The organism is Pseudomonas sp. W17, from assembly GCF_040268305.1.
Lineage (GTDB): Bacteria > Pseudomonadota > Gammaproteobacteria > Pseudomonadales > Pseudomonadaceae > Aquipseudomonas > Aquipseudomonas protegens.
The window spans coordinates 1,366,447-1,378,591 of the sequence record NZ_CP158490.1; the positions used below are offsets into that span (position 1 = coordinate 1,366,447).

Below are 12,145 nucleotides of genomic sequence, written 5' to 3' on the forward strand. Positions count from 1 at the left end.
CGGAGAAAGTAGATGAGCGCGCTCTATATGATTGTCGGCACCCTGGTAGCCCTGGGTGTGCTGGTCACCTTCCATGAATTCGGTCACTTCTGGGTCGCCCGTCGCTGTGGCGTCAAGGTTCTGCGCTTTTCCGTGGGCTTTGGCATGCCCTTGCTGCGCTGGCATGATCGTCGCGGCACCGAGTTCGTCATCGCCGCTATCCCGCTGGGCGGCTACGTGAAGATGCTGGATGAGCGTGAAGGCGAGGTGGCTGCCGAGGAGCTCGATCAGTCCTTCAACCGCAAGTCGGTTCGCCAGCGTATCGCGATTGTTGCTGCCGGTCCGATTGCCAACTTCCTCCTCGCGCTGGTGTTTTTCTGGGCCCTGGCGATGCTGGGCAGCCAGCAGGTGCGGCCGGTCATCGGTGATGTAGAGGCTGGCAGTATTGCTGCCAAGGCCGGGCTCAGTGCCGGCCAGGAAATTGTCGCCATCGACGGCGAGCCGACTACCGGCTGGGCGGCCGTGAACCTGCAACTGGTGCGGCGCCTGGGTGAAAGCGGTGCGCTGCAGGTGCTGGTGCGTGAGCAGGGCGCCACTGTGGATTCGCCACGCCAGCTGGAATTGGATAAATGGTTGAAAGGGGCTGATGAGCCGGATCCGATTCGCTCCCTGGGCATTCGTCCGTGGCGTCCGGCCCTGCCGCCGGTGCTGGCTGAACTTGACCCCAAGGGCCCGGCCCAGGCCGCTGGCCTGAAGACCGGCGATCGTCTGTTGGCCCTTGATGGCCAGTCGCTCAATGACTGGCAGCAAGTGGTGGACTGGGTCCGTGTGCACCCTGATACGAAAATTGTGCTGCATGTCGAGCGCGATGGTGCTCAAATCGACGTCCCCGTGACCTTGGCCAGCCGCGGCGAAAGCAAAGCGCCAAATGGCTACCTGGGAGCCGGGGTGAAAGCGGTAGATTGGCCGCCGCAGATGCTTCGCGAGGTCAGCTACGGGCCGTTGGAGGCGATTGGTGAAGGGGCCCGACGGACCTGGACCATGAGCGTTCTGACCCTCGAATCGCTGAAGAAAATGTTGTTCGGCGAGCTCTCGGTAAAAAACTTGAGTGGACCGATAACCATTGCTAAAGTGGCGGGCGCTTCTGCCCAGTCGGGCATTGCTGATTTCTTGAATTTCCTTGCTTATCTGAGTATTAGCCTGGGTGTTCTGAATTTGTTGCCCATCCCGGTGCTGGATGGGGGGCATTTGCTGTTTTATCTGATTGAGTGGGCGCGTGGTCGTCCCTTGTCGGATCGGGTGCAAGGTTGGGGGATACAGATCGGTATCAGCTTGGTGGTCGGAGTCATGTTGCTTGCTCTGGTCAACGATCTGGGTCGTCTGTAACGCTTCGCTGAATTGCGAATCTGCCGCATTTTGCGGCAGTTTGTTTATTGCCAGTTGGAATAAGAAAGGACTTCATGAAACGTCTGCTGCTAACTGCGGTTCTCACCGTATTGATGATCGCCGAAGTTCACGCCGAGTCCTTCACTATCTCCGATATCCGCGTCAACGGCCTCCAGCGCGTTTCCGCGGGTAGCGTCTTTGGTGCCTTGCCGTTGAACGTCGGCGAGCAGGCGGACGACCGTCGCCTGGTGGAATCCACTCGTGCGCTGTTCAAAACCGGTTTCTTTCAAGATATCCAGCTGGGCCGCGATGGCAACGTCCTGGTCATCACGGTAGTCGAACGTCCGTCGGTTGCCAGTATCGAGATCGAAGGCAACAAGGCGATCTCCACTGACGACCTGATGAAAGGGCTCAAGCAGTCCGGCCTTGCGGAAGGTGAAATCTTCCAGCGCGCGACCCTCGAAGGCGTGCGCAACGAGCTGCAGCGTCAATATGTCGCTCAGGGTCGTTACTCGGCCAGCGTTGAAACCGAAGTCGTGCCGCAGCCACGTAACCGGGTTGGCCTGAAGGTCAAGATCAACGAAGGCACAGTCGCAGCCATCCAGCACATCAACGTGGTAGGCAACACCGTCTTCCCCGATGAAGACCTGATCGGTCTGTTTGAACTCAAGACCACCAACTGGCTGTCGTTCTTCAAGAACGACGACAAGTACGCCCGTGAAAAACTCTCCGGTGACTTGGAGCGCCTGCGTTCCTACTACCTGGACCGCGGCTATATCAATATGGATATCGCCTCGACCCAGGTGTCCATCACCCCGGACAAGAAGCATGTCTACATCACCGTCAACGTTAACGAAGGCGAGAAGTACAGCGTTCGTGACGTGAAGCTCAGCGGTGACCTGAAAGTCCCTGAAGACCAGGTCAAGGCGCTGCTGCTGGTGGAGAAGGGCCAGGTGTTCTCGCGCAAGCTGATGACCACCACTTCTGAACTCATCACTCGCCGCCTGGGCAACGAGGGTTATACCTTCGCCAACGTCAACGGCGTGCCTCAGCCTCACGATGAAGACCACACCGTGGACATCACCTTTGTGGTGGACCCGGGCAAGCGTGCCTACGTCAACCGCATCAACTTCCGTGGCAACACCAAGTCCGAGGACGAAGTGCTGCGCCGCGAGATGCGCCAGATGGAAGGCGGCTGGGCTTCGACCTACCTGATCGATCAATCCAAGACCCGTCTTGAGCGCCTGGGCTTCTTCAAGGAAGTCAACGTCGAGACCCCGGCCGTGCCGGGTGTGGATGACCAGGTAGACGTGAACTACGCGGTTGAAGAACAAGCGTCCGGTTCGATCACCGCCAGCGTCGGCTTTGCCCAGAGCGCGGGCCTGATCCTCGGTGGTTCGATCACCCAGAACAACTTCCTGGGTACCGGTAACAAGGTCAGCATCGGCCTGACCCGCAGCGAATACCAGAGCCGCTACAACTTCGGCTACGTAGACCCCTACTGGACCGCCGATGGCGTGAGCCTGGGCTACAACGCCTTCTATCGCACCACTGACTACAAAGACCTCGACGTCGACGTGGCCAGCTATGCGGTGGACAGCCTGGGTGCCGGCGTCAGCGTGGGCTACCCGATCAGCGAGACTTCGCGTCTGACCTTCGGTCTGACCGCGCAGCAGGACAAGATCAAGACCGGCCTGTACACCGTCGACGAAATCTTCGACTTCGTGAACAAGCAGGGCGACAGCTACCTGAACTTCAAGGCCTCGGCCGGCTGGTCCGAATCGACCCTGAACAAAGGCGTATTGGCGACCCGCGGTCACTCGCAAAGCCTGGTGCTGGAAACCACTACCCCGGGCAGCGACCTGTCGTTCTTCAAGCTCGACTACCGTGGCCAGTTGTTCACGCCGTTGAGCGAGAACTACACCATGCGCTTCCATACCGAGCTGGGTTATGGCGACGGCTTTGGTGATACCAAGGGCTTGCCGTTCTACGAGAACTACTATGCTGGTGGCTTCAACTCGGTACGTGGCTTCAAGGACAGCACTCTGGGCCCACGCAGTACTCCTAGTCGTGGTGTTGGTGTAACCGGTAACGTCGGTACGGCTGCCGACCCGGACCAGGATCCACTGCCATTCGGCGGTAACGTATTGATCCAGGGTGGTGCCGAGTTGCTGTTCCCGTTGCCTTTCGTCAAGGATCAGCGCTCGCTGCGTACCTCCTTGTTCTGGGATGTGGGTAACGTCTTCAACTCTCGCTGTGAAAGCACGTCCAACACCATTGCGGCGTCGAACGTGAAAACGCAGTGCAACGATATCAGCCTGAGCAATCTGGCCAGTTCGGTTGGTGTCGGTGTGACTTGGGTCACCGCTCTGGGTCCATTGAGCTTCGCCCTGGCGATGCCGATCAAGAAACCGGATGACGCTGAAACTCAGGTGTTCCAATTCTCTCTCGGTCAGACTTTCTAATAGCCTGATCCAAGATAACGACAATGGATTTTGTAGGAGTGCATCGTGCGTAAGTTGACTCAATTGGTTCTCCTGGCCACCGTTCTGGTCGCGAGCCCGGCATTTGCCGAAATGAAAATCGCCGTCCTGAACTATCAGATGGCCCTGCTGGAATCTGACGCAGCCAAGAAGTACGCCGTGGATGCCGAGAAAAAGTTCGGCCCTCAGTTGACCAAGCTGAAGACTCTGGAAAGCAGCGCCAAAGGCATCCAGGACCGTCTGGTGGCCGGTGGCGACAAGATGCAGCAGGGCGAGCGTGAACGCCTGGAGCTCGAGTTCAAGCAAAAGGCCCGTGACTTCCAGTTCCAGTCCAAGGAGCTGAACGAAGCCAAAGCCGTTGCCGACCGCGAAATGCTCAAGCAGCTGAAGCCGAAGCTGGACAGCGCTGTGGAAGAAGTCATCAAGAAAGGCGGTTTCGACCTGGTCTTCGAGCGTGGCGCAGTGATTGATGTCAAACCTCAGTACGACATCACTCGCCAGGTTATCGAGCGTATGAATCAGCTGAAGTAAGCCATGACCGCGACCATAAAGCTCGGCCAGTTGGCCGAGTTCCTCGGCGCCACCTTGAGTGGCGACGGGGAGAAGGAAATCACTGGGCTAGCCACCTTGCAGGAGGCTGGCCCAGCTCAGTTGAGCTTTTTGGCAAATCCCCAGTACCGCAAGTACCTGGTGGATTGCCAGGCCGGCGCGGTGCTGTTGAAGGCCGCGGATGCGCAAGCCTATGCCGGTGACGCACTGGTAGTGGCCGATCCCTACCTGGCCTATGCGCGCATTTCCCATTTGTTCGATCCCAAGCCAAAGGCACAGGCAGGTGTTCATCCTTCTGCGGTGATTGCCGCTGATGCGCAGGTAGATCCTGCGGCCAGCATTGGCCCCTTTGCCGTGATCGAGAGCGGTGCGCGGATTGCTGCAGGTGTGACCATCGGCGCTCACTGCTTTATCGGCGCCCGCTGCGAAATCGGCGAAGGTGGCTGGCTGGCACCACGGGTGACCCTGTACCACGACGTGCGTATCGGCAAGCGTGTGGTCATTCAGTCAGGTGCTGTGCTGGGGGGGGAAGGCTTTGGCTTTGCCAATGAAAAAGGCGTCTGGCAGAAAATCGCCCAGATTGGCGGCGTGACCATCGGTGACGATGTGGAAATCGGCGTCAACACGGCGATCGACCGCGGTGCCCTGGCCGATACCGTCATTGGCAATGGCGTGAAGCTGGACAACCAGATCCAGATCGCCCACAACGTCCAGGTCGGTGATCACACCGCCATGGCTGCTTGTGTGGGGATCTCCGGCAGTACCAAGATCGGCAAGCACTGTATGCTCGCCGGCGGCGTGGGCCTGGTTGGGCATATCGATATTTGCGACAACGTATTCCTCACCGGGATGACCATGGTGACTCACTCGATTACCGAACCGGGCGCCTACTCTTCCGGTACGGCCATGCAGCCTGCTGCCGAGTGGCGCAAAAGCGCGGCCCGCATCCGCCAGCTGGATGACCTTGCACGGCGCTTGCGTCAGTTGGAAAAGCGCGTTGGGGACGTGACCCCCGGCGGCAATGCTTCATCTGATGGCTGATACCATTTCCATATCAAGTGTGCACAGCCGCTAGACTGCCTCCTTGATTTGCTAGAGGAGCGTGCGTTAGTCGCGCGCTCCCACTCTTTACTACAGGCTTCCCCCCGAAATGATGGACATCAACGAGATTCGCGAATACTTGCCTCACCGTTACCCTTTCCTGTTGGTGGATCGGGTAGTGGACCTGGATGTTGAAGGCAAGTGCATTCGTGCCTACAAGAATGTCAGCATCAATGAACCGTTCTTCAATGGTCACTTCCCTGCGCACCCGATCATGCCGGGCGTGCTGATCATCGAGGCCATGGCTCAGGCTGCGGGCATTCTCGGTTTCAAGATGCTCGACGTGAAGCCCGCCGACGGCACCCTCTATTACTTCGTCGGTTCCGACAAGCTGCGCTTCCGCCAGCCGGTGCTGCCGGGCGACCAGTTGATCCTTGAAGCCAAGTTCATCAGCTGCAAGCGCCAGATCTGGAAGTTCGAATGCCAGGCTTCGGTCGACGGCAAGCCGGTGTGCTCTGCCGAGATCATCTGTGCGGAACGCAAACTATGAGTTTGATTGACCCTCGCGCAATCATCGATCCGACGGCCGTCCTGGCCGACGACGTTGAGGTTGGCCCGTGGTCGATCGTCGGCGCTGGTGTGGAAATCGGCGAGGGTACAGTGATCGGGCCCCATGTGATTCTCAAGGGCCCTACCCGGATCGGTAAGCACAACCGCATCTACCAGTTTTCGTCGGTAGGTGAGGACACGCCTGATCTGAAATACAAGGGCGAGGAAACCCGCCTGGTGATCGGTGACCACAACGTGATCCGCGAAGGCGTGACCATTCACCGTGGCACCGTCCAGGATCGTTCCGAAACCACTCTGGGTGATCACAACCTGGTCATGGCCTATGCCCACATCGGCCATGACAGTGTTATCGGCAACCACTGCATCCTGGTCAACAACACCGCCTTGGCCGGCCATGTGCATGTGGATGACTGGGCGATTCTCTCCGGTTTCACTCTGGTGCATCAGTATTGCCATATCGGCGCCCACAGCTTTTCCGGCATGGGCACCGCCATCGGCAAGGACGTGCCGGCATTCGTCACCGTATTCGGCAACCCCGCCGAAGCCCGCAGCATGAACTTCGAAGGCATGCGCCGCCGCGGCTTCAGCGAAGATGCGATCCACGCGCTGCGTCGTGCCTACAAGACGGTCTATCGCCAGGGGCTGACGGTTGATCAGGCCTTGGCCGAGCTGGCCGAGCCGGCTGCACAGTTCCCTGAAGTCGCGGTCTTTCGTGACTCGATCCAGTCCTCGACTCGCGGCATCACCCGTTAATCATGAGCACTCTGCGTATTGCGCTGGTGGCTGGCGAAGCCTCCGGCGACATTCTCGGCGGCGGTTTGATGCGAGCTCTCAAGGCTCAGCACCCGGCCGTCGAATTCATAGGGGTCGGTGGTCCGTTGATGGAGGCCGAAGGCCTTATTTCCTACTTCCCCATGGAGCGCCTGGCGGTCATGGGGCTGGTAGAGGTGCTTGGGCGCCTGCGTGAGCTGCTGGCTCGACGCAAGAAGCTGATCCAGACCCTGATTGCTGAAAAGCCGGATGTGTTTATCGGTATCGATGCCCCGGATTTCACCCTGAATATCGAACTCAAGTTGCGTCAGGCCGGGATCAAGACCGTGCACTACGTCAGCCCTTCGGTCTGGGCCTGGCGGCAGAAGCGGGTGCTGAAGATCCGCGAAGGCTGCGACCTGATGCTGACTCTGTTCCCCTTCGAAGCCCGCTTCTATGAAGAGAAGGGGGTGCCGGTGAAGTTCGTCGGTCACTCTCTGGCTGATGCCATTCCGCTGGAGGCCGACCGAGCCGCTGCACGCGCGGAGCTGGGGTTGCCAGAAGGGCCGTTGGTGGCCTTGATGCCCGGTAGTCGCGGTGGCGAAGTAGGGCGCCTGGGCGCCTTGTTCCTGGATGCCGCTCAGCGCCTGCGGGCCATGCGCCCCGGCGTGCGTTTCATCATGCCTTGCGCCAGCCCGGAGCGGCGGGTCCAGCTGGAGCAGTTGCTGGCCAATCGTGATCTGCCACTGACGTTGCTCGATGGCCAGTCCCACAAGGCGCTGGCTGCTTGCGATGCGGTGTTGATCGCCTCCGGTACCGCGACCCTGGAAGCCTTGCTCTACAAGCGCCCGATGGTCGTGGCTTATCGCCTGGCGCCGCTGACCTTCTGGATTCTCAAGCGCATGGTCAAGAGCCCGTACATTTCCCTGCCGAACCTGCTGGCCCAGCGCCTCTTGGTGCCCGAGCTGCTGCAGGACGATGCCACGGCCGATGCTCTGGCCCAGACCTTGTCGCCGCTGATCGAAGGTGGTGAAGAGCAGACTCGCGGCTTTGACGAGATCCACCGAACCTTGCGTCGCGACGCATCCAACCAGGCCGCGCAAGCCGTGCTTGGGCTGATCGGCAAATGACTGTGAGTAACCCGAAAATGCAAATGGGCCTGGATTTCACCCTGGTGGCGGACGCCGAGGACCTGGTGGCCGGGGTCGATGAGGTCGGCCGTGGCCCTTTGTGTGGTGCAGTGGTCACCGCGGCAGTGATTCTCGACCCGAAGCGGCCGATTCTCGGCCTCAACGACTCTAAGAAGCTCACCGAAGCCCGGCGCGAAAAGCTGTTCGACGAAATCTGCGAGAAAGCCCTGAGCTGGTGCATCGCCCGGGCTGAGGTCGAGGAAATCGACGAGCTGAATATCCTCCATGCCACCATGTTGGCCATGCAGCGCGCAGTGGAGGGGCTGAGTGTGACCCCGAAGCTGGCGATGATCGATGGCAACCGTTGCCCGAAGCTGGCGATGCCGGCTGAAGCGGTGGTCAAGGGCGATAGCAAGGTTCCGGCGATTGCCGCGGCATCGATCCTGGCCAAGGTCAGCCGTGACCGAGAAATGGCCGCTTTCGAGCTGATCTATCCGGGATATGGCATCGGTGGCCACAAGGGCTACCCGACCCCGGTGCATCTGGAGGCCCTGGCCCGCCTGGGGCCGACCCCGATTCACCGGCGCTCCTTCGCTCCGGTGCGGCAAGCCTACGAAGCCCGCGAGGCGCTGGGCGAGATTCAGTCCTGAGGCTGATGTTTTAGTCGAGGCCCGGTACAATCCGGGCCTTGTTGTTTTCGCGCTTATTACAGGATCACTATGCCGGCTTCATTCGTTCACCTGCGCCTGCACACTGAATATTCCCTGGTCGACGGTCTGGTGCGGATCAAGCCGCTGGTCAAGGCGCTGGCCGGCATGGGCATGCCGGCGGTGGCGGTCACCGACCAGAACAACATGTGTTCCCTGGTCAAGTTCTATAAAACCAGCATGGGTGCGGGGATCAAGCCGATCTGCGGCGCCGACCTGTGGCTGTCGAACAAGGACCCGGATAACCCCCTGAGCCGCATCAGCCTGCTGGTGATGAACGCCGTGGGTTATCGCAACCTGACCGAGCTGATTTCCCGCGGCTTCATCGATGGCCAGCGCAACGGCCAGATCATCATCGAGCGTGAGTGGGTGGCGGAGGCCGCGGAAGGCCTGATCATGCTCTCGGCGGCCAAGGAGGGCGAGATCGGCATGGCCCTGATCGCCGGCGATCTCGAGGTTGCCGAGACCCTGGCCCGGGAGTGGATGGCCGTATTCCCCGAGCGCTTCTACCTGGAAGTGCAGCGTACCAACCGCCCCAACGACGAAGAGCAATTGCACGCCGCGGTGGCCCTGGCCGACAAGATCGGCGCGCCGCTGGTGGCTACCAACGACGTGCGTTTCATCAAGCAGGAAGACTTCGAAGCCCACGAAACCCGGGTTTGCATCGGTGAAGGCCGGGCCCTGGACGATCCGCGCCGCTCAAAGAACTACAGCGACCAGCAGTACCTGAAAAGCGCCGAGGAAATGGCCGAGCTGTTCAGTGACCTGCCCGAGGCGCTGGAAAACACTGTCGAGATCGCCAAGCGCTGCAACATCGAGGTCAAGCTGGGCAAGCACTTCTTGCCTGACTACCCGATTCCCGATGGCATGACCATCGATGAGTATTTTCGCAAGGTTTCCTTCGACGGCCTGGAAGAGCGCCTCAGCGTGCTGCTGCCCAAGGACACCACCGAGGACTACGAGGCCAAGCGTCAGGTCTACGTCGACCGGCTGAATTTCGAACTGGATATCATCATCCAGATGGGCTTCCCCGGTTACTTCCTGATCGTTATGGACTTTATCCAGTGGGCCAAGAACAACGGTGTACCGGTAGGTCCGGGCCGGGGGTCGGGTGCCGGTTCCCTGGTGGCCTATGTGCAGAAGATCACTGACCTCGATCCGCTGGAATACGACCTGCTGTTCGAACGTTTCCTTAACCCGGAACGGGTCTCCATGCCCGACTTCGACGTCGACTTCTGCATGGACGGTCGCGACCGGGTGATCGACTACGTGGCCGAGAAATACGGCCGCAACGCGGTGAGCCAGATCATCACCTTCGGTTCCATGGCGGCCAAGGCGGTGGTGCGTGACGTGGCGCGGGTCCAGGGCAAGTCCTACGGCCTGGCCGACCGTCTGTCGAAGATGATCCCCTTCGAAGTCGGCATGACCCTGGAAAAAGCCTACGAGCAAGAGGAGATCCTGCGGGACTTCATCAAGGTCGATGAAGAGGCGGCGGAAATCTGGGAGATGGCGCGCAAGCTCGAGGGCGTGGTGCGCAACGTCGGCAAGCACGCCGGTGGTGTGGTGATCGCGCCCACCAAGCTCACCGACTTCTCGCCCATCTACTGCGACGAAGAGGGCGGTGGCCTGGTTACCCAGTTCGACAAGGATGACGTCGAGGCTGCTGGCCTGGTGAAGTTCGACTTCCTCGGTCTGCGGACCCTGACCATCATCGACTGGGCACTGAAAACCATTAACCGCGACCGCGCCAAGGTCGGCGAGGAACCGCTGGATATCGCCTTTATCCCGCTGGACGACAAGCCGACCTATAGCCTGTTGCAGAAAGCAGAAACCACCGCGGTATTCCAGCTTGAATCCCGGGGCATGAAGGAGCTGATCAAGAAGCTCAAGCCCGACTGCCTGGAAGATCTGATCGCACTGGTGGCCCTGTTCCGTCCGGGGCCGCTGCAATCGGGCATGGTGGATGACTTCATCAACCGCAAGCACGGCCGCGCCGAGCTGGCCTACCCGCACCCGGACTATCAGTACGACGGCCTGCAGCCGGTACTGGCGCCGACCTACGGCATCATCCTGTATCAGGAACAGGTGATGCAGATCGCCCAGGTCATGGCCGGCTACACCCTGGGCGGTGCGGACATGCTGCGTCGAGCCATGGGTAAGAAAAAGCCCGAGGAGATGGCCAAGCAGCGGGGCGGCTTCATTGAAGGTTGCGCCAGCAACAACATCGATGCAGACCTGGCGGGCAACATCTTCGACCTGGTGGAAAAGTTCGCCGGCTACGGCTTCAACAAATCCCACTCCGCCGCCTACGGCCTGGTGTCGTACCAGACCGCCTGGCTCAAGGCGCACTACCCGGCGCCGTTCATGGCGGCGGTACTCTCCGCGGATATGCACAACACCGACAAGGTCGTGACCTTGATCGAGGAAGTGCGGATCATGAAGTTGCGCCTCGACGCGCCGGACGTGAACACCTCCGAGTTCAAGTTCACGGTGAACGACGAAGGTCGCATCGTCTACGGCCTGGGGGCGATCAAGGGCGTCGGCGAGGGGCCGGTGGAAGCCATCACCGAAGCCCGCGAGGAAGGCCCTTTCAAGGATCTGTTCGATTTCTGCGCCAGGGTCGACCTCAAGCGCATCAACAAGCGGACCCTGGACGGCTTGATTCGAAGCGGCGCCCTGGACCGCCTGGGGCCGCACTTCTTCGATGAGCCCAAGGCCTACCAGGCCAATATCGACCAGAACCGCGCCGTGCTGCTGGCGGCCATGGAAGAAGCGATCAAGGCCGCGGAGCAGACCGCGCGTACCCACGACAGTGGCCACGCCGACCTGTTTGGCGGGGTCTTCGTCGATGAGGATGCGGATGTCTACGCCAATCATCGCAAGGCCAAGGAACTGACCCTCAAGGAACGCCTGAAAGGCGAGAAAGATACCCTGGGGCTGTACCTGACCGGGCACCCGATCGACGAATACGAAGGCGAGATCCGTCGTTTCGCCCGCCAGCGCATCATCGACCTGAAGCCGGCCCGGGATACCCAGACCGTGGCCGGCATGATCATCGCCCTGCGGGTGATGAAGAACAAAAAGGGCGACAAGATGGGCTTCATCACCCTCGACGACCGCTCGGGGCGGATCGAGGCCTCGCTGTTTGCCGATGCGTTCCATTCGGCGCAGTCGCTGCTGCAGACCGACGCCATGGTGGTGGTGGAGGGCGAGGTCAGCAACGACGACTTCTCCGGCGGCCTGCGCCTGCGGGTCAAGCGGGTGATGAGCATGGAGGATGCGCGGACCAACCTGGCGGAAAGCCTGCGCCTGAAGATCCACAGCGATGCCCTGAAGGGCGATCAGCTACGCTGGCTGGGTGATCTGTTCAAGCGCCACCGCGGCGCATGCCCGATCACCATGGAGTACACCCGGGACGACGCCAAGGCCCTGCTGCAGTTTGGCGAGAACTGGCGGATCGATCCGGCGGACAGCTTGATTCAAGCCCTGCGTGACCAGTTCGGGCGAGACAACGTCTTCCTCCAATACCGTTGACGGTGAGGTGCCATCA

The 12,145-nt window shown here is 60.4% G+C and carries 9 protein-coding genes; all 9 read left to right on the forward strand.

The window, feature by feature from the left end; genetic code table 11:
* Positions 1-12: 12 nt before the first annotated feature.
* The 9 genes from rseP to dnaE all read left to right on the forward strand — a co-directional run bounded on the left by rseP (position 13) and on the right by dnaE (position 12,129).
* Entirely contained in the window at positions 13-1,365 is a 1,353-nt protein-coding gene (rseP, locus tag ABCR88_RS06135) for a sigma E protease regulator RseP (protein WP_065364548.1), read from the forward strand.
* 74 nt (positions 1,366-1,439) lie between these two features.
* On the forward strand, positions 1,440-3,830 hold the full coding sequence (gene bamA / locus ABCR88_RS06140) for an outer membrane protein assembly factor BamA (RefSeq protein WP_011059532.1): 2,391 nt from the start codon (positions 1,440-1,442) through the stop codon (positions 3,828-3,830).
* Between the two features lie 45 nt (positions 3,831-3,875).
* Positions 3,876-4,379: an OmpH family outer membrane protein gene (locus tag ABCR88_RS06145; RefSeq protein WP_011059533.1), complete on the forward strand. Its 504-nt coding sequence runs from the start codon at positions 3,876-3,878 to the stop codon at positions 4,377-4,379.
* Positions 4,380-4,382: 3 nt separating this feature from the next.
* Positions 4,383-5,438, forward strand: a complete 1,056-nt coding sequence (lpxD, locus tag ABCR88_RS06150; protein ID WP_232642870.1) for a UDP-3-O-(3-hydroxymyristoyl)glucosamine N-acyltransferase — start codon at positions 4,383-4,385, stop codon at positions 5,436-5,438.
* A 109-nt stretch (positions 5,439-5,547) separates the two neighbouring features.
* Complete coding sequence (gene fabZ, locus ABCR88_RS06155) at positions 5,548-5,988, forward strand: 3-hydroxyacyl-ACP dehydratase FabZ (RefSeq protein WP_007924058.1); 441 nt, start codon at positions 5,548-5,550, stop codon at positions 5,986-5,988.
* Positions 5,985-6,761 carry an acyl-ACP--UDP-N-acetylglucosamine O-acyltransferase gene (lpxA, locus tag ABCR88_RS06160; protein ID WP_011059535.1) on the forward strand — a complete coding sequence of 259 codons (777 nt, stop codon included), beginning with the start codon at positions 5,985-5,987 and terminating at the stop codon, positions 6,759-6,761. Before fabZ ends, lpxA begins: the two co-directional genes overlap by 4 nt.
* Positions 6,761-7,888, forward strand: a complete 1,128-nt coding sequence (lpxB, locus tag ABCR88_RS06165) for a lipid-A-disaccharide synthase (RefSeq protein WP_350404889.1) — start codon at positions 6,761-6,763, stop codon at positions 7,886-7,888. Before lpxA ends, lpxB begins: the two co-directional genes overlap by 1 nt.
* A gap of 17 nt (positions 7,889-7,905) precedes the next feature.
* Positions 7,906-8,538 carry a ribonuclease HII gene (gene rnhB, locus ABCR88_RS06170; protein ID WP_080774169.1) on the forward strand — a complete coding sequence of 211 codons (633 nt, stop codon included), beginning with the start codon at positions 7,906-7,908 and terminating at the stop codon, positions 8,536-8,538.
* Between the two features lie 69 nt (positions 8,539-8,607).
* Positions 8,608-12,129, forward strand: a complete 3,522-nt coding sequence (gene dnaE, locus ABCR88_RS06175) for a DNA polymerase III subunit alpha (protein ID WP_041116221.1) — start codon at positions 8,608-8,610, stop codon at positions 12,127-12,129.
* Positions 12,130-12,145 lie beyond the last annotated feature (16 nt).

Excerpts from the sequence above, each read along its gene's own strand:
- rseP (WP_065364548.1), top strand. The coding sequence starts at position 13 with ATGAGCGCGCTCTATATGATTGTCGGCACCCTGGTAGCCCTGGGTGTG.
- bamA (WP_011059532.1), top strand. The coding sequence starts at position 1,440 with ATGAAACGTCTGCTGCTAACTGCGGTTCTCACCGTATTGATGATCGCC.
- lpxD (WP_232642870.1), top strand. The coding sequence starts at position 4,383 with ATGACCGCGACCATAAAGCTCGGCCAGTTGGCCGAGTTCCTCGGCGCC.
- fabZ (WP_007924058.1), top strand. The coding sequence starts at position 5,548 with ATGATGGACATCAACGAGATTCGCGAATACTTGCCTCACCGTTACCCT.
- lpxA (WP_011059535.1), top strand. The coding sequence starts at position 5,985 with ATGAGTTTGATTGACCCTCGCGCAATCATCGATCCGACGGCCGTCCTG.
- rnhB (WP_080774169.1), top strand. The coding sequence starts at position 7,906 with ATGCAAATGGGCCTGGATTTCACCCTGGTGGCGGACGCCGAGGACCTG.
- dnaE (WP_041116221.1), top strand. The coding sequence starts at position 8,608 with ATGCCGGCTTCATTCGTTCACCTGCGCCTGCACACTGAATATTCCCTG.